The organism is Ruminococcus sp. OM04-4AA, from assembly GCF_003462585.1.
GTDB classification, from domain to species: Bacteria; Bacillota; Clostridia; order Lachnospirales; family Lachnospiraceae; genus Mediterraneibacter; species Mediterraneibacter faecis.
Map to the genome: position 1 here is coordinate 1 of NZ_QTZH01000018.1, position 16,027 is coordinate 16,027.

The 16,027-nt window shown below is 40.1% G+C and carries 21 protein-coding genes; 2 read left to right on the plus strand and 19 right to left on the minus strand.

Annotated elements, in window-relative coordinates; all coding sequences use genetic code 11:
• Positions 1 to 60 precede the first annotated feature (60 nt).
• From DXB52_RS07170 to DXB52_RS07185, 4 genes are all read right to left on the minus strand, one after another.
• Entirely contained in the window at positions 61 to 828 is a 768-nt protein-coding gene (locus tag DXB52_RS07170) for a hypothetical protein (protein WP_118106851.1), read from the minus strand.
• Complete coding sequence (locus DXB52_RS07175) at positions 828 to 1,760, minus strand: MarR family transcriptional regulator (RefSeq protein WP_117542036.1); 933 nt, start codon at positions 1,758 to 1,760, stop codon at positions 828 to 830. The genes DXB52_RS07170 and DXB52_RS07175 overlap by 1 nt, the downstream gene beginning before the upstream one ends.
• Positions 1,761 to 1,941: 181 nt before the next feature.
• Positions 1,942 to 2,184, minus strand: coding sequence for a hypothetical protein (locus tag DXB52_RS07180; protein ID WP_118106852.1), 243 nt, complete (start codon positions 2,182 to 2,184; stop codon positions 1,942 to 1,944).
• Positions 2,185 to 2,403: 219 nt separating this feature from the next.
• Positions 2,404 to 2,943 carry a hypothetical protein gene (locus DXB52_RS07185; RefSeq protein WP_118106853.1) on the minus strand — a complete coding sequence of 180 codons (540 nt, stop codon included), beginning with the start codon at positions 2,941 to 2,943 and terminating at the stop codon, positions 2,404 to 2,406.
• Positions 2,944 to 3,238: 295 nt separating this feature from the next.
• Here DXB52_RS07185 and DXB52_RS16895 point away from each other — a divergent pair, with 295 nt between their 5' ends.
• Both DXB52_RS16895 and DXB52_RS16900 read left to right on the plus strand, forming a co-directional pair.
• The gene (locus DXB52_RS16895) at positions 3,239 to 3,493 is read left to right on the plus strand and encodes a hypothetical protein (protein ID WP_472520020.1); all 255 of its coding nucleotides are present in this window, start codon (positions 3,239 to 3,241) and stop codon (positions 3,491 to 3,493) included.
• A gap of 2 nt (positions 3,494 to 3,495) precedes the next feature.
• Positions 3,496 to 3,753, plus strand: a complete 258-nt coding sequence (locus DXB52_RS16900) for a hypothetical protein (RefSeq protein ID WP_472520021.1) — start codon at positions 3,496 to 3,498, stop codon at positions 3,751 to 3,753.
• A 47-nt stretch (positions 3,754 to 3,800) separates the two neighbouring features.
• Here the strand turns inward: DXB52_RS16900 and DXB52_RS07200 are convergent, their stop codons facing one another.
• The 15 genes from DXB52_RS07200 to DXB52_RS07260 form a co-directional block, all read right to left on the minus strand.
• Positions 3,801 to 4,214, minus strand: coding sequence for a hypothetical protein (locus DXB52_RS07200; protein WP_118106854.1), 414 nt, complete (start codon positions 4,212 to 4,214; stop codon positions 3,801 to 3,803).
• Positions 4,215 to 4,238: 24 nt separating this feature from the next.
• On the minus strand, positions 4,239 to 4,454 hold the full coding sequence (locus DXB52_RS07205) for a hypothetical protein (protein WP_117542031.1): 216 nt from the start codon (positions 4,452 to 4,454) through the stop codon (positions 4,239 to 4,241).
• A 352-nt stretch (positions 4,455 to 4,806) separates the two neighbouring features.
• Positions 4,807 to 5,382 carry a DUF4316 domain-containing protein gene (locus DXB52_RS07210; RefSeq protein WP_242987791.1) on the minus strand — a complete coding sequence of 192 codons (576 nt, stop codon included), beginning with the start codon at positions 5,380 to 5,382 and terminating at the stop codon, positions 4,807 to 4,809.
• Positions 5,379 to 5,594, minus strand: a complete 216-nt coding sequence (locus DXB52_RS16905) for a hypothetical protein (protein WP_242987789.1) — start codon at positions 5,592 to 5,594, stop codon at positions 5,379 to 5,381. The genes DXB52_RS07210 and DXB52_RS16905 overlap by 4 nt, the downstream gene beginning before the upstream one ends.
• Before the next feature lie 33 nt (positions 5,595 to 5,627).
• Complete coding sequence (locus DXB52_RS07215; RefSeq protein WP_117570131.1) at positions 5,628 to 5,834, minus strand: hypothetical protein; 207 nt, start codon at positions 5,832 to 5,834, stop codon at positions 5,628 to 5,630.
• A 377-nt stretch (positions 5,835 to 6,211) separates the two neighbouring features.
• Complete coding sequence (gene tnpA, locus DXB52_RS07220) at positions 6,212 to 6,667, minus strand: IS200/IS605 family transposase (RefSeq protein WP_117541486.1); 456 nt, start codon at positions 6,665 to 6,667, stop codon at positions 6,212 to 6,214.
• A 241-nt stretch (positions 6,668 to 6,908) separates the two neighbouring features.
• On the minus strand, positions 6,909 to 7,511 hold the full coding sequence (locus tag DXB52_RS07225) for a Type 1 glutamine amidotransferase-like domain-containing protein (protein WP_055271744.1): 603 nt from the start codon (positions 7,509 to 7,511) through the stop codon (positions 6,909 to 6,911).
• Positions 7,512 to 7,723: 212 nt separating this feature from the next.
• Positions 7,724 to 9,733: a lysine--tRNA ligase gene (lysS, locus tag DXB52_RS07230; protein ID WP_472520025.1), complete on the minus strand. Its 2,010-nt coding sequence runs from the start codon at positions 9,731 to 9,733 to the stop codon at positions 7,724 to 7,726.
• 183 nt (positions 9,734 to 9,916) lie between these two features.
• Positions 9,917 to 10,399 (minus strand): transcription elongation factor GreA, encoded by a 483-nt coding sequence (gene greA, locus DXB52_RS07235; protein WP_117541483.1) that lies wholly within the window; start codon positions 10,397 to 10,399, stop codon positions 9,917 to 9,919.
• A 241-nt stretch (positions 10,400 to 10,640) separates the two neighbouring features.
• Positions 10,641 to 11,612 carry a tRNA dihydrouridine synthase DusB gene (gene dusB / locus DXB52_RS07240; protein ID WP_118106867.1) on the minus strand — a complete coding sequence of 324 codons (972 nt, stop codon included), beginning with the start codon at positions 11,610 to 11,612 and terminating at the stop codon, positions 10,641 to 10,643.
• 35 nt (positions 11,613 to 11,647) lie between these two features.
• Positions 11,648 to 11,770, minus strand: a complete 123-nt coding sequence (locus tag DXB52_RS16910; protein WP_264466804.1) for a hypothetical protein — start codon at positions 11,768 to 11,770, stop codon at positions 11,648 to 11,650.
• Positions 11,771 to 11,795: 25 nt separating this feature from the next.
• The gene (locus tag DXB52_RS07245) at positions 11,796 to 13,328 is read right to left on the minus strand and encodes an AMP-binding protein (RefSeq protein WP_118106856.1); all 1,533 of its coding nucleotides are present in this window, start codon (positions 13,326 to 13,328) and stop codon (positions 11,796 to 11,798) included.
• A 12-nt stretch (positions 13,329 to 13,340) separates the two neighbouring features.
• The gene (locus DXB52_RS07250) at positions 13,341 to 13,565 is read right to left on the minus strand and encodes an acyl carrier protein (RefSeq protein ID WP_117961486.1); all 225 of its coding nucleotides are present in this window, start codon (positions 13,563 to 13,565) and stop codon (positions 13,341 to 13,343) included.
• Positions 13,566 to 13,627: 62 nt separating this feature from the next.
• A complete protein-coding gene (locus tag DXB52_RS07255) occupies positions 13,628 to 15,046 on the minus strand; it encodes a condensation domain-containing protein (protein ID WP_330580973.1) in 1,419 nt (472 codons plus the stop codon).
• Complete coding sequence (locus DXB52_RS07260; RefSeq protein WP_270370545.1) at positions 15,043 to 16,008, minus strand: alpha/beta hydrolase; 966 nt, start codon at positions 16,006 to 16,008, stop codon at positions 15,043 to 15,045. Before DXB52_RS07260 ends, DXB52_RS07255 begins: the two co-directional genes overlap by 4 nt.
• Positions 16,009 to 16,027 lie beyond the last annotated feature (19 nt).

A 16,027-nucleotide genomic window follows, 5' to 3' on the forward strand; every position in this document is an offset into this window, starting at 1 on the left:
AAAAGAAGGAGGGTGAAAATACAGCCTCTAATATGAAATTTTTTTGGCTTTAGAGAAAAATTATGTATTATCGTTCAAATTGTAGCACAGGTACAACATATCTATAATTTTTTGTTTATGCGTCCCTCTAATGCCTAATGATTTTAAATCCACTGTTTCATCAGCTATTTCAGATAAGAACTTTTTCATATCCTCTGCTATTTCCGAATTGAGAACTTGCCTTGTATTGACTGTGATTAACTGTGCTAATCGGAACACATCGTTTTTATGTTTCTTTATATTTTTGCTGTCAACCTGCTCTCCATTCAACTTGCGTTCTTTTAAATCCAGCCACGCTTTCGCCTTAAATGGTATCAGGCAAGTCGGACTTAATACCGGAATGCCTTCAACCATCATTTGTCCAGTTTTTAGCAATTCATAATACGCTTCATTTAGAAGGATTGCCGACAAGCTGGAGATTTCATCGTCTATCGGAAGCGGTGTGAGAACTGCATCATCTTCCAATATAATAAAATCTGGATTTCTGGAAAATATTTCTATCATATATGGATATTCTTTGCTTTTCGGAGATGTGAAACGATAAAACTGTGCATTTCCGGTACTTTTATTCAAATGCTCATATCCTGCTTCCTTGACATACTCCCAAAACTGCCTGCCGAACTCCGCTGTTATGGATTCGGCAATCAATACAATATCTACATCTTTTGTAGCACGAAATGGTAATTCTTCATTTTCCATAATCAAATCACAAGCTGTCCCACCGATGATGACATATTGATTTTCAAAACCCTGAAATCTTTCCTTAAATTTTGTAAATCCGCTGACCATTACTCCTTCAACCTTCTTTCCTGTAATTCATCTACTGCCTCTTCAATTCTCTCATCGTTTGTATCTGCAAAAGACAAAACAATGGAAATATCATCAGCACTGTTATCCTCTGAAAATTGTTTCGGGCTGTATGCCCATAATTCAAGTCTTACCTGCTTATTCGGGTCTATCAATTCATCAGTCAACAAGGTTTTATCATAATCTTTCTCACTAATTGCATAGGTAACAACTCGACTTGGATTTAGCATTGTTTTTTCAGAAAGTGCCGTTTCCCCTGCAAAGACCATATTTTCTGTAACTTGCGTCTTATCTATATATCCTGTTTTTCGAACAGGAGTCGTCAAATATACTTTTGCTTTTTCAAATAATTCATCTCGCTTATATTTTGACTCAATAAACTTATTGACACCGTCTTTTGCTACAAGAAATAAATCCGTCGCTTCTAACTGCTTTACTGCTCTGGTCAAGGTCATTGCTGTAAATGGAAGCACTTTTCCGGCTTCTGAAATATACAATCGCTTTTTCTTACTGTACAGATAAAATAAAAACAACTGCTGCGTGGAGTAAACAAACTTACCTGTCAGCTTTTGGGGTTCTTTCTCATCAGAAAGCATTGTCCCGATGAAAGGAAGAAAGACCTGCTTATCAGTAATAAACGGTATATTATTTTCTATAAGGCTTTTTCTTCGATAATTAGATACCGACGCAAGTTCAAATGCGACTGGTACATTATCAATCTGCTGTATTTTTGTAATCTGTTTTTTCAATGCCGGAAGTGTGGCAAGTTCTTCTGTCGGAGCAAGCATTATACAGCGTCTGTTTCCAATATATGCTGTGTGAAAATCATAACTCCCTGCAATATAAACAGGCAAAGAATCCTGATGATTCCATGCTTCATATTTTATAGAAATCCCGAATACGCTTGTAAGCATATTTCCAATTCTCCTTTTAACTTAATTTTTTTCATTTTAACTTGATCAATGTTAAAAGTCAAGTTTTTGAGTTATTTTAAGTTTATGCAGATAGTTGCACAAACTTTTTTCATAAGCAAAAAGGAGCTACGCACTATAATTGAACTGAACGTACCTGGACTACTGTGTCCAATCTTTTCTTTCAATCCCATTCACTCTCCCAATAATCATACGCATCATCATAACCATCATCGTAATTACCATCGCCGAATTCCTCAGCCCACTCTTCTGCGAAATCGTCTGGATCATCATAATCTGATACATCATATGGGTCAGATGGATATATGATGATGTACTCATAGTAATCGGATTCGCTGGCAAACAAGATATATCTGCCTTCTACAAATCCTATGTAACCATCACCTGTCGGAAATCCTTTCTTCATTGCCAGTTCCTCCATTTCTTTTAGAATTTAATTTTCTTCTTTGATGATTACAGTGTAAGTCAATAGATGGGGTATAAAAACACCACCTAACTATATGAGTTCTTCAAAAAATGCATGTGGAATCTATTTCAAATGTAAAAGAAGGCTCAGATGCCTCTCTCACCTGAGCCAATAATGTTACTCTCTTTGTCACTGCAATTTGTATTATCCTGAAAAATGTTATGCTACATTCTCATCATTACCGATCTGTGGTAAATCATCATCACTTCCGATTACTTTTAATCCAAGCAATGTAAGAGTCACGCCTAAAGTAACCGTTACCACTCCACCGATTGTTTTTATTATCCGCTCGTGAATTTTCTGCTGTTGCAAATACAATTCTGTAATTTTTTCAGCTTCTGCAATCATTTTATCTGAAAGATTTGCCCTTTCTTCCGCTGTTAAATTTTCGTTCTCTAGTTGTTTTGAAAAAGACTCTAGCACAAATTGATGAGCATCCACAGCCTTTTCATATTCCTCTTTATTTGTCGCCAAAATTGTTTCACATATTTGCGTATAATGCTCAATTACTGTTTTTGCAAAATCCACATATATAGGGAATTGTTTTATGACTTCCATTGCTACTTCCTTTTCCATATATGGAATCATAGAAGTAAATTCCATCACTTTTTCTTTACTCAGGTTTCGAAAAGAATCAATTTGCAATGCTTTCTTCACCGCTTCTTCTGAATAGTATTTTTTTCTGATTTTCTTTTCCATACTGTATTCTCCTACTTAGCTTCCTTACGGATGGTTCCTATTTTTTTATCACTCCTCGTGTCTCTTCCGTCTTTATTTCGAATAGTTCCTGGCGGAAGACCATGTTTCTTTTCAAATGTACCCACCCTACAATCGCTTCTTGTTTTTCTCATTTTCTTTTCCTCTCTTTCTATTGATTGTTGTTTGTTTTTCATGATTCAAGTATAATAAACTATATACAACAAATACACGTACAACATGCGGACTTACACATCGGTATTCCTCATGTTTTGTGACATACAGGGAGGTTATTCTCATGGGAAAGCAATCCACCAGGGAAAATAAGACAATTTACCAGATTTGCAGAGAAGAGGCAGGGCTTACAAGATCCGAAGCCAGTGAAAAAATGACTGCAGTCTCCGACTCTAAAATTGAAAAATTTGAATATGAAATGCAGGATCCTACACCTTACGATATCATTCAGATGGCTGACGCTATAAGCGTCCAGATCTTTGCAATTATTTCTGCTCTCATAAATGCGAGATCGGTCACCGATATGTTCCGGAAGTAGAAGTGTCCGATCTGTCAGATATCATTCTTGAGACAATCGCCAGTCTGAATGAGATCAACCCTCTCACCACACGCCTGATCCAGATTGCCCGGGACGGCAAGATCAGTGATGATGAGATGAAAGATTTCGCCTTCATCAGCAAAAAGCTGGATGAAATCTCTCTGGCTGTCGATTCCTTAAATCTCTGGGTAGATAAAACCGCCAACGAACAGGGTCTCAACATTGATCTGCTCAATGCAGAAAAAGAAAAATTGAAGTAAAGCAAAGGCAGCGAACCAACTTATCCATTGATTCACTGCCTGTCTTTTTACATACGCTGTAACTGATTCACGATGTATTCTGTTCTCCGGATTGCTTCATCCACCTGGCGTCTTGCCGTATTGATCCGATCCTGTACCATCCAGTCCACTACAAATCCATCAAAGAAATAGTCGGCAAACGAAAGGAAATCGCCGGTATCAATGTTCAGATTACATGCCATGTTGACATCATCCAATTCTTTACTGAAGTTGCGAAAGTCATATTTCGCCTGCTCCATATTCTGCTTTGCCTGATCCATCTTGGAATGTTTCAGCATCGTAGTAAAAAATCCACCGCCAAATATATCTGCCAGTCCCCAGTTCTTTGCACTGTTCAGGTTTTCTCTGGCTGTTCGCAGACTGTTCAAAGCCCTGTTTCCGGCATTGATTGCTTCTCTTTTTTCTTTTTCTATGTCATACATATGCTCTGATCTCCTTCATCTGATTTATGATTTCGATACGATAAGTCCAATAATCCCACCAATGAGCAGTAGCGGAAATGCGATATAAACCAAACCGCCTACCACCATTCCGATTAATATCACCGGGAAAAATACCACGGTACAAAGCAACTTCAAGATTCCCCAGGATGCTTTCAGTCCAAATATAAAAAACTTGCCTATAAACCAGATCATACAAATTGTAAATAATAACGTTAACATTCTTCTTCTTCTCCTTCTGCCATCTTCTTATACATGGCTATCTGTAGTTATTTTCTTTGATTTATCCGAAACGAAAGCCGATGTATTTCTAATACCTATTTTCTGGCTGAATTCCGGATTTTTATCTATTTTTTCTATCAATCGGATCATTTTTATTCTCTGTTCCGTATTCATCATGCCACCCCGTTTCTTTCTAGCTTCTATCTCTTAATGGTTGTTTTCATTATAACGGAATGATTTTCTTAAATATACATCAGACTTGTTGACTTTCGAATCTCTAATTCTCGAATTTTGAGAAATGCAAAAAGGCTCAGCAGAGACCTTTCTCCCCTGAACCTATACACTTATGGCATTATCTCCGCCTCCGTTCTATCTCCTGATCCAGATATTTCGGAATCGGCTTTCCGGATTTTACTGCAATGGCAATCTGTTTTTCACGCAGTCTCTTGATTACAGATCTTCGCTTCTTAAGTTTTACATTATGATCTGTTCTTACAGTTTCTTTTGCATTCGCCTGTTTTTTCTCATTATTTACCAGGCCATCTACCATATTATAATTGGCTTCTGTTCCGGACTCACGGCTTCTTTCAAAGGTTCCATTCTCATAGAATTTCTGATAATGTTCCAGACGCAGGGTATTCTGTCGTCTAAGCTGATGAACAGGATTTTGTGGAACATGCTGTTGTATATATTCATGGATTTTCTGCCTGGTTTCTTCATCGAATCCCTGTTTACATTCATCAACGATTGTTTTTCCATAAGCATCTAAGATAACACCTCTCGCCTGATTGCCATACTCCTGGTGTTCCATCAGATAGAACTGCTTCCCGTCAATGATCACCGTATCTGCAGCCGCCCAATTTCCTTTCTTCCCATCAATCTGATAATTCTTCGTATCGATCGTGACAAGAGCACCGGAAGTATTCAACCGGATAAATCCGGCAAGATACTGGGGAACGACTTCATCCAGATATCCATGACTTTTTCAGTTTCCTGCATAGACTGAATCGACATCTGCCTGTAATATTCCACACAAATCGGCACGTTTTGTCTGGATGCTTCCTGATACGGCAAGTGCCACAACACTTTTCCCTCTGTATTCTGATCCACACGATAAACTGCAAACTGATTAAGCTTCATAGACATCATCCTCCAGGTTATTCAGATAGTAATTCAGATCCAGCGAGTAGTAATATTTATCTTCGATGGGAAATCACTAAGGAACAGACTGCTTATCTGTATCATAGGATTATAACCTCTGCCGGGTACTCCGCCAGCTCCGTAGAGAAGTATCATTATCATTCTGATTGTCATCGCCATATCAGGGGCAACCTGATACTCATAGCCGGAGTTCTCGCTATTCTGAAATACAGAAATCACGGCATACCTGCTAAAGTAGCTATCATCAGAAATAAAGTCTTAGTGAATGACTTATTCAATTTTCAAGCGAAAAGGCTTCCGTTTTTGCTATCCGGAATGAACCCCTTCACTCATTTGGACAAAGGTGTATGAAATGCACACCCAAAATCGCCCCTTTTGCAAAAATTTCTTGAAAAATTTTTTTTGAACGAATCAGGACCACCCGTCCAACGGGTGGTTTGCTCTAGGGCTATAAGCCCTTGTTACTAGGCTAGCGTCTCAAGGCGCTAGCTTTCTCTTTAGGCTATGGGAATTCTGTTTTCACATTCTTCCCACAGCTCCGTTCAAGCCATATTGCTCTTGACTCGCGCTACCCCTTAAGGGGCATCTACTTAGCATTAACCCTTAAAAGGGTCTTCATATTCTTTTACACTTAACTTATCCATTGCAATATCATGCTTTTCCTGTTCTTGGATATACTTTTTTATTGTTGCTTCATTTAATCCTACTGTGCTAACATAATATCCTTCCGCCCAGAAATGACGATTTCCAAATTTATATTTTAAGTTTGCGTGTTTATCGAATATCATAAGTGCACTTTTTCCTTTTAAATATCCCATAAATGATGATACGCTTATCTTTGGTGGAATACTTACTAACATATGGATATGATCTGGCATTAGATGTCCTTCAATAATTTCAACACCTTTATAACTGCACAATTGCTTTATAATATCTCTAATATCCTCTTTGTATTGATTGTAAATTACTTTTCGTCTATACTTTGGTATGAAGATGATATGATATTTGCACATCCATTTTGTATGTGCGAGTGAATATTCTTTCTTCGCCATAAATTACCTTTCCTTTCTACAATATAGCCTGAACAACTTTATTGTACACGGAAAGGTAATTTTTTTGTATAACAATCAACGCGCACCCGCATAGCGGGTGGTTTATTGTTTCGTCCATCTACATTTTTCGGATCAACGAAAAACTCCAATGGACTCAACAGACTAAAGTCCATAATAGAAAAAGCCCTTTGAGAAAAGATTTCTCCTCTCTCAAAGGGCTTGATAAATGGGAATTTTCAAATTAGTCTTTGCAAATAACCTTTGAACCTTCACCATCAATTACAATTCCCTGACGGTTGTTAATCGGGCATAGATTCAAATCCGAAAACTCAGTCATTATTTTCTCGGTAACTTTCTTAAATGGTGCTGTAAGATAATGCGGAAGAACATAGAAATCAATCAAATCAAGCCCTGCATCATCTTCTTGTGAGTAGTCCTCTGGCTTTTCATCCATTTGCTCGATATATTGGATGCTTGGAGCGCATATAATTGCGCCTGCCGACTCGCCGATCATCAATTTTCCATTTGCCAATTCCTTTTTCAGTAGCCCATCAGTTCCCGTTTTACGGAGCTGGTCCATAAGAAAGAAAGAATTTCCGCCGGTAAAATATATCACATCTGCTTCTTCAAAAACAGACTGTATCGTTGAATAAGCCTCCGTTGAAATATCAATTTCAGTTACGATTGCTCCCAACTTTTTGAATAATTTTCGAGCCGAGCCGACATAACCGGTGTAGCCTTCACGCAGTGAAGCTGTTGGAATAAATGCGACTTTCTTATTTTCAATTTCTTCCTTTATCAGACTTCCCACACTTGAAAAGTGCGAACATAAAAATAGTTTCATCAATATTCTCCTTTATAAATACCAATTTATCTTTTTCTTTCTGAAAATGGGCAATTCCGCAATGGAACTGCCCATATATCTTTAAAATATGCGATTTTTAAGGCTCTGCACTGTTTCAAGCACCATTTGGTGTAAATTTGGTGTATTTGTGTATTTTCAGAGCTTTTTCACAAATGAAGTACATCCCGTTTTGTAAGGTAAAACGGTACTTCTTAATAGAGCTTTGCACCTGCCGGAATATGGTCATCTACCATAAGGAGATGAAGCTTTTCTTCGCCTTCTTCTTCGTGAATAGCGGAGAGGAGCATACCGCAAGAGTCAATACCCATCATAGCACGAGGAGGAAGATTTGTGATAGCGATAAGTGTCTTACCTACAAGCTCTTCCGGCTCGTAATATGCGTGAATACCGCTTAAAATGGTACGGTCTGTGTCTGTTCCGTCATCAAGGGTAAACTGCAACAGCTTCTTTGACTTCGGTACAGCAACGCATTCTTTAACCTTAACTGCTCTGAAATCTGACTTTGAAAATGTATCAAAATCAACATCTTCTTCAAACAAAGGCTTAACTTTCACCTTAGAAAAATCAATTTTCTCAGGCTCTGAATTTGGTGTAGAAACCTCTTTAGAACTTACACCATTTTCGGATTTTACACCACCGATGGACTTCATTGTCGGGAACAGCAGCACATCTCTGATTGCCTCTGCTCCTGTCAGCAACATACACATTCTGTCGATACCGAATCCGATACCACCTGTAGGTGGCATACCGATCTCCAGTGCATTCATGAAGTCTTCATCTGTTGTATTGGCTTCATCATCTCCCTGTGCAAGCAGTTCTTCCTGTGCTTTGAAACGCTCTCTCTGATCGATTGGGTCATTCAGCTCTGAGTAAGCATTCGCCATCTCCCATCCATTCATGAAGAACTCGAAACGCTCTACGTATTCCGGATTCTCCGGTTTCTTCTTTGTCAGTGGAGAGATCTCAACCGGGTGATCCATAACGAATGTCGGCTGAAGCAGGTGCTCCTCTACGAACTCCTCGAAGAAGAGGTTAAGGATATCACCTTTCTTATGTCTCTCTTCAAATTCTACATTATGCTCTTTTGCAAGCTCTCTTGCCTGCTCCAGAGTCTCAACTTCATTCCAGTCAACGCCTGCGTATTTCTTAACTGCATCAACCATTGTGATACGTTCGAACGGTTTACCAAGATCCATCGGGATTCCTTTGTAAACGATCTGTGTTGTTCCAAGGACTTCCTGCGCAACAAAGCGGTACATGTTCTCTGTCAGATCCATCATGCCGTGGTAATCTGTATATGCTTGGTAAAGCTCCATCAAAGTGAACTCTGGGTTATGTCTTGTGTCAAGACCTTCATTACGGAATACACGTCCGATCTCGTATACTTTCTCAAGTCCTCCAACGATCAGTCTCTTCAGGTAAAGCTCAAGAGAGATACGAAGCTTCAGATCCTCGTTCAGGGCGTTGAAATGTGTCTCGAACGGTCTTGCAGCTGCTCCACCTGCATTTGCTACAAGCATTGGTGTCTCAACTTCCATGAATCCTTCTCCGCTTAAGTATTTACGGATCGCTGCAAGGATCTTGGAGCGTTTGATAAATGTATCTTTAGAGTCTGCATTCATGATCAGGTCTACGTATCTCTGACGGTAACGTGTGTCTGTATCTGTCAGGCCGTGGAACTTCTCCGGAAGCATCTGTAAGCTCTTGGAGAGAAGTGTCATCTTCTCAGCGTGGATAGAGATTTCTCCTGTTCTTGTTCTGAAAGCGAATCCTTCAAGTCCGAAGATATCACCGATATCAGATTTCTTGAAATCAGCGTAAGCATCTGTTCCGATTGCATCTCTTGCTACGTATACCTGGATATTTCCCTGTAAATCCTGGATGTTACAGAAAGAAGCTTTTCCCATAACTCTCTTGAACATCATACGTCCTGCGATTGCTACGTGGATCGGACTTGCATCCATGATGCTTCTTCTCTCTTCGTAATCATTCTTAAGAGCCTCTTTTGCCTGCTCTTCATCCATACCTTCTACGTTCGGCTGCTGGTGATCTTTTAAAAGCTCTGCCTCATGTGCCTCATAGAGATCTTTCACTTCGAGTGAATGGTGTGTCTGGTTAAACTTTGTAATCTGGAAAGGGTCTCTTCCGTTCTGCTGCAGTTCTGCAAGTTTCTCACGGCGAACCTTTCTCAGCTGATTCATATCTGGTTCCTGTGTGTTCTTCTGATTCTGTCCCACTGTCTGTTCTCCTTCCGTTTCTATCTGCTCTTACATTGATTTTATATAAGTCAACTTTATACAAATCAACGTAAAACATTCTCTTTTTATATTGTCTTTTTAAGCGAATTCAGACCTCTTAATAGTAAGAGGTCTGTCCTAAGCTGATTATGAACGTTTGATATCAAGTACTTTGTACTGGATAACTCCTGCCTGTGTCTCAACATCAACGACATCATTGATTTTCTTTCCAATCAGTGCGTGACCTACCGGAGACTCGTTGGAGATCTTTCCTTCCAGACTGTTCGCCTCTGTAGAACCAACAATCTTGAACTCCATCTCTTCGTCAAATGTAATGTCGTAAACCTTTACTGCACATCCGACATTGATCTTATCAAGATCAACTTCATCCTCTACTACAACTTCTGCATTCTTCAGGATTGCCTCAAGCTCCTCGATACGGGCTTCGATATCTCTCTGCTCGTCTTTCGCTGCATCATACTCAGCGTTCTCTGAAAGGTCTCCCTGCTCTCTTGCCTCTTTGATCTTACCTGCAACTTCTTTTCTCTTTACTACTTTCAGATTCTCAAGTTCGTCCTCAATTGCCTTTAATCCGGCATAAGTAAGTAATCTTTTTTTTGCCTCTGCCATTGTTCCTGCTTCCTTTCTACTTCCTTACCGTCACTGTCTGCGGCAGTAACGTCTCGTTTCCTATAACATTTACAGATTCTCTGCAAATTATTTTCTGTCTATACTTTTCATGCATTCAAAGTTCCTTCTCTATATTTTGTCTACAGATCTTATCGGTTTCAAAATGCACGACTGCTGTCTTTTTTCACCGACGCCAATGCCCTCATCAGCGTCCGTCCGCAATTTCAATATTATACTCAAACTAGCGCTTTCTGTCAAGTTGAAAGAGCAGTTCTTCCAGTTCCTGATAGGACTCTACGCGGTTGATTTCTTCGCGTAATTTTGCAGAGCCTTTCAGTCCTTTTGTATACCATGCCACATGTTTTCTCATCTCGCGGATACCAATGAATTCACCTTTGTATCTCAGCTGTAATCTGGCATGGCGGAGCATCATATCACGAATCTCTTCCAGACTCGGACGTTCCGGCAGCACGCCTGTCTCTTCATATGTGATCATCTCGGAGAAAATCCATGGATTTCCCTGTGCTCCTCTTGCGATCATGATTCCGTCACATCCTGTCTGTTTCACCAGCTCTTCTGCTTTCTGCGGACTTGTCACATCTCCATTTCCAATTACCGGAATAGAGACCGCCTCTTTCACCTGACGGATGATATCCCAATCTGCCTGTCCGCTGTAATACTGTTCTCTTGTCCTTCCGTGCACGGCTACAGCTGCTGCCCCGGCCTCCTCAATGATCTTCGCGATCTCAACCGCATTAATGCAGCTGTCATCAAATCCTTTTCTTATCTTCACAGTGACCGGCTTATCAATCGCCTTCACCATTGCACTGACAATCTCATAAACCAGCTTCGGGTTCTTCATAAGTGCAGAGCCTTCCCCGTTACGCACAACCTTCGGCACCGGACATCCCATATTAATATCCATGATATCAAACGGACGCTCTTCCACACGTTTTGCCATCTCACTCATAATCTTCGGATCTGATCCAAAAAACTGAAGTGACACCGGCTGTTCATCCGGATGGATCTCCAAAAGTGACTCTGTATTCTTATTATTGTATAAAATCGCTTTTGCGCTGACCATCTCCATACACAAAAGACCTGCTCCCTGTTCTTTGCACAACACACGGAATGGAAGATCTGTCACTCCGGCCATCGGTCCTAAGATGTAGCGGTTTGGCAGCGTCACATTTCCTATTTTCAACTGTTTCATCATATTCTATTCTTTCTAATCTATAACTATTCTTCTTATTTGACTTTAGTATCATAGTAAATAACTGCCGAAAAGTCAACGTACATGATCTGTTCTTTCGCATTCATACAAAAAGTCTGAATAAATCCGGCAATCGCAAGGTTTTTGCAATCCTCCATTTATTCAGACTTTTTTATCTGTCTTTTAATATCTCTTGATTTTTCTTGAAGCTGTCTTCTCAAATTCTTTCTCGCGAATGATCAGACTATAAATCTTTTTATATGCCGGTGCTCCCTGATTATATTCATCAATCAGTTTTTGGAGTTCTGCACGGACTTCCTCTTCTCTTTCAAGTCCCTGCTTTTTTGCGTACTCCTCATCCGGATATATTTCTGCCTCGATCACTCCTTTTGCTTCTCTTACTACTACTTCCTGTACCAGTCTTGAAGAACTTAATTTATTCTCCACTTCTTCCGGTGAGACATTTTCTCCATTCTTTGTAATGATCAGGTTCTTCTTTCGTCCTGTCAAATAGATAAACCTGTCTTCATCTACATATCCAAGATCTCCTGTGCAAAGCCATCCATCTTTCAGTGCGGTTTTTGTTTCTTCCGGCATCTTGTAATATCCTTGCATTACACTGCTTCCACGAACCCACAGTTCTCCATCTACGGTCTTTGCCTCGCAGTTTGGAAGAAGTTGTCCTACTGAATTCTTTTTTACATTCCATGCAACATTTGTACTGATGACCGGTGAACATTCTGTCATTCCATATCCCTGGAGAATCTGGATTCCAAAACGTTCGAACAGCTCAATATACTCCGGATTCAGGTATGCCCCTCCACTGCAGATCGTATGGAACTGAGATCCAAATACTGCTTCTTTTACCACTTTTTCCGGAAGGTCTTTTACGTCTTCTAATTTTTTCGCAAAAGTTTCAATCATAAGCGGTACCATCAGGATCATATTCGGCTTAAATAATTTGATATTTTTCGCCACACGCATCAAAGAGTCGTTGATACAGATAATTGCACCGAGAGAAATTCCTTTCAGGATATCCATACTCAGGCAGTATGCGTGGTGAATCGGTAAAACTGACAGGAGCACATTTCTCTCTGGGAGCTTCATATCCAAACATGTCGCGTTCTCAACGAGATTTCTATGTGTCAGCATCACACCTTTGCTCTTTCCTGTTGTCCCTGATGTGAACATAATCGTACAAAGTTGATCCGGAGTAATCTCTGTTTTTTCTACTCCTGTATCCTCATCTATCGTTTGTTCCATCATTGATTTTTTAAGAGAAAGTATATTGCCCTCATTCGCTTCTTTCTGCATAGAAAGGATGTACTTCAGTTTTGGACACTTTTCTTTCGCTGCTTCGATCACATCTTTACGGATCTCATCCAGAATCAGGATTGTTACATCTGCACGGTCGATAAGTTCACACAGTTCTTCTGCCGGAAGTGACACATCCAACGGTACTGCAACATTTCCGCCGTCCACAATTCCAAAATAGGAAGCAATCCATAGATAAGAAGTCGCACCGATTAATGCGATATGACTTTTTGGATCTCCCAGTTTTTTCAATAATGCTGTTATTCTCTCACTGTCTTCTTTCAACTGTGTGTATGTCTTTGCCGCAATTTCATTTTTTCCTGTTTTGTAACGGATTGCGTCTTCATTTCCAAAACATTTTTCTGCATTTGTAAGAATATCGCGAATTGTTCTATATTCCATTTTCTTTTCCCTCTACTTCAAAGACTCAAGATACGCTACAGCTTCTCCGACTGTTCGGATACCTGCTGCCTTGTCCTGTTCAATTTCCACATCCATCTCATCTTCTATTTCCCCAAGCATGCTCATAAAATCAAAGGATGTGAATCCAAGATCTTCCATAAAACGTGATTCCGGCTTGATATTTTCCTGTTCAATTTCTACATAATTACAAATAATATCTACTAACTGCTCAAACATGATTTTTTCCTTTCCATTCTGTCCTGATCGTGATTCTCAACATGATCCGGATCATCTTTCTTTTATACAAGCTTTATAATTTCTCCAATTGTAAGTTCAGGATTTTCTGCTCCCTTGAACATAATTTTACATAAATAATAATACAGATATTCCAACTCTTCTCTTGAGATTGCTTTTTTCTGATGTTCAAAGTTGAAATCCAATCCATTATCCTCTGGTCGATGCATGACTGTCAGATACATTGCCTGTGTTGTCATTCCATTCGGATACCATTTTGTCTTATATTGAATTCCTCCAAGATCTTCCAGTCCTTTCTCCTGCAATGTCATCGGCTGGTAAGTCAAAGACATCGGCTCATACGTCAGTCCTTTCTGTGGCTGTGGATATGTCCTGGAGCGATATGCGAAATATTCTGTCGGGTCATAATTTGCATGACGGAATAATTCATTCTGCTTATCACGGATTTCATATACTGCATCAATAAACTTCACATCTTCTGAAAATACGGTACGAAACGGGAACGAATGAATTCTTGTTCCACCGGATTTCTTTTCCTTTAATGTAGCTCTTCTGGCAATCGCATTATTGATCGATACATCCTCCTGTCCATTCATTTTCTGGAAGTAAGTACGTAATCCCATCAACAAAAGACATGCCAGAGATACCCGGTACTTTTCACAAAAATCCATCAGACGTTTGGTCGGTTCTGCTTCCAAATGAAAGATATCCAATGCAGAACTCACATCATCTGTCGCATTAAATGCAGAACGAAGCTTTGGATTTTTAAACATTTCCCTCGCTGCATCCAACTTATCTGTTCCATTAACACCGTTATAAACCGGCTCTGATGCTTCAATCAGTTCCCTGAAAAATTCTCTGTCTCGCTGCTGTGCTTTACTTCCGGCTTCATATGCGAGATCCTTCTTTACCTGATCTATGTAAGAACACATATCCTTTGGATATGGGACACCTTCGTATTTTGCATTACAGTACAGCTCAATAATATCCTTCAGAAATGTGATCAGTGACTGGGCATCTACCACCATATGATGTCCGAGGAAATACACTCCGTTGAATCCATCTGAAGTGCGGATCATTTTAATCTTCGTCATCGGTGAATCCTCGAGTGGGAATGGAACTGTTGTCCATTTCTGCATCGTATCAGCTGCCTCTTCCATAGTCACATTGGAGAAATCAACGAACTCTATCTCCCGTTCTTGTCTGTCCTGCTCTGCACTTACAACATACTGATATACATTCCCCTCTTTGTCCTTTGCAAAGCGTATCCGCATCCCTTCATTTCTCTCATATGCTTTGTAAATGGACTCTCGGAGTACATCCCGATCCAGATCTGTGCCAATTGTCAGGCTTGTGCCAATATTCAGTACTGCCGCATTCGGACAAAATGGCAGATAATACAAATGAAATTTTTGCGCTACCGTCAGTGGGTATACAGGATATCCTTTTCTTGTTTTCATCATTCTATGATTCCTCCTATAAATGAATCCATTGCTCCTTCATAAGCTTCTCTGTCTTTATAATAACTTTCGCAGTGTCCTGCCCCGTGGATGATCAGCTTCTGTTTTGGAGATTTACAGTTTTTATAGATTTCTTCCGACATGCTGCACGGAACAAATGTATCTGCGTCTCCATGGATCAAAAGAACCGGAACCTTCGCTTTTCTGACTTCACGGGCAGAATTGCACTCATCCAGTCCGTATCCTGCCTGTCTTTTATTTACCGCATCCACAATCTGTATTATTGGAAACGCCGGAAGATGATACATACTGTGAAGTACATGTGTAAACACTGCCTTGGGCGAAGTAAACGGACAATCTGCAATAATTCCTTTTACCTGCTGCGGCAGATCAAGCCCGCTTGCCATCAATACTGTAGCGCCTCCCATAGAATTACCATGCAGGAGAATCTGAACATTTTCTCCTTCCTGTCCAATCACCCATTCAATCCATCGATATGCATCATAACGGTCCTTACATCCGAATCCAATGTATTTCCCTTCACTTTGCCCATGCGATCTCTGATCGACAAGAAGAACGTTATAACCACGCTTCAAATAATAATTTGAAATACTTCCATAATCTGCAAGCCCCTGACTCGTGTAGCCATGAAAACAGATCACTGCTTTTTTGCATTTCTTTTCTTCGACATTTCCTGCTCCCTGGAAATACGTTCCATGAAGCTTCAAACTGTCTTCCGACCGGATCCAGACATCTTCATGAGGCTGCTCCATCATCCACTCCCTGCATTCCTTCATCTTTGAGAAATACTGATCCCAGTCTACCCCGGACATCTTCATCGTGCGTTCTGTCTTTACGTTATAACGCATCATTGTTCTTCTGTAAAAGTATGCACTTCCACCTGCCTCTGCTGATACGATTCCCACCAGACCTGCAAGTGCAAGAAGTTTTCCGTAATGCATCATCTTTTTCACCTTTGCTTCC

Bases quoted from the DNA above. Each gene is read 5' to 3' on its own strand.
- DXB52_RS07170 (WP_118106851.1), bottom strand. From the start codon at position 828: ATGGTCAGCGGATTTACAAAATTTAAGGAAAGATTTCAGGGTTTTGAA.
- DXB52_RS07175 (WP_117542036.1), bottom strand. From the start codon at position 1,760: ATGCTTACAAGCGTATTCGGGATTTCTATAAAATATGAAGCATGGAAT.
- DXB52_RS07180 (WP_118106852.1), bottom strand. From the start codon at position 2,184: ATGAAGAAAGGATTTCCGACAGGTGATGGTTACATAGGATTTGTAGAA.
- DXB52_RS07185 (WP_118106853.1), bottom strand. From the start codon at position 2,943: ATGGAAAAGAAAATCAGAAAAAAATACTATTCAGAAGAAGCGGTGAAG.
- DXB52_RS16895 (WP_472520020.1), top strand. From the start codon at position 3,239: ATGGGAAAGCAATCCACCAGGGAAAATAAGACAATTTACCAGATTTGC.
- DXB52_RS07200 (WP_118106854.1), bottom strand. From the start codon at position 4,214: ATGTATGACATAGAAAAAGAAAAAAGAGAAGCAATCAATGCCGGAAAC.
- DXB52_RS07205 (WP_117542031.1), bottom strand. From the start codon at position 4,454: ATGTTAACGTTATTATTTACAATTTGTATGATCTGGTTTATAGGCAAG.
- DXB52_RS16905 (WP_242987789.1), bottom strand. From the start codon at position 5,594: ATGAAGCTTAATCAGTTTGCAGTTTATCGTGTGGATCAGAATACAGAG.
- tnpA (WP_117541486.1), bottom strand. From the start codon at position 6,667: ATGGCGAAGAAAGAATATTCACTCGCACATACAAAATGGATGTGCAAA.
- DXB52_RS07225 (WP_055271744.1), bottom strand. From the start codon at position 7,511: ATGAAACTATTTTTATGTTCGCACTTTTCAAGTGTGGGAAGTCTGATA.
- lysS (WP_472520025.1), bottom strand. From the start codon at position 9,733: ATGAATCAGCTGAGAAAGGTTCGCCGTGAGAAACTTGCAGAACTGCAG.
- greA (WP_117541483.1), bottom strand. From the start codon at position 10,399: ATGGCAGAGGCAAAAAAAAGATTACTTACTTATGCCGGATTAAAGGCA.
- dusB (WP_118106867.1), bottom strand. From the start codon at position 11,612: ATGAAACAGTTGAAAATAGGAAATGTGACGCTGCCAAACCGCTACATC.
- DXB52_RS16910 (WP_264466804.1), bottom strand. From the start codon at position 11,770: ATGGAGGATTGCAAAAACCTTGCGATTGCCGGATTTATTCAGACTTTT.
- DXB52_RS07245 (WP_118106856.1), bottom strand. From the start codon at position 13,328: ATGGAATATAGAACAATTCGCGATATTCTTACAAATGCAGAAAAATGT.
- DXB52_RS07250 (WP_117961486.1), bottom strand. From the start codon at position 13,565: ATGTTTGAGCAGTTAGTAGATATTATTTGTAATTATGTAGAAATTGAA.
- DXB52_RS07255 (WP_330580973.1), bottom strand. From the start codon at position 15,046: ATGATGAAAACAAGAAAAGGATATCCTGTATACCCACTGACGGTAGCG.
- DXB52_RS07260 (WP_270370545.1), bottom strand. From the start codon at position 16,008: ATGATGCATTACGGAAAACTTCTTGCACTTGCAGGTCTGGTGGGAATC.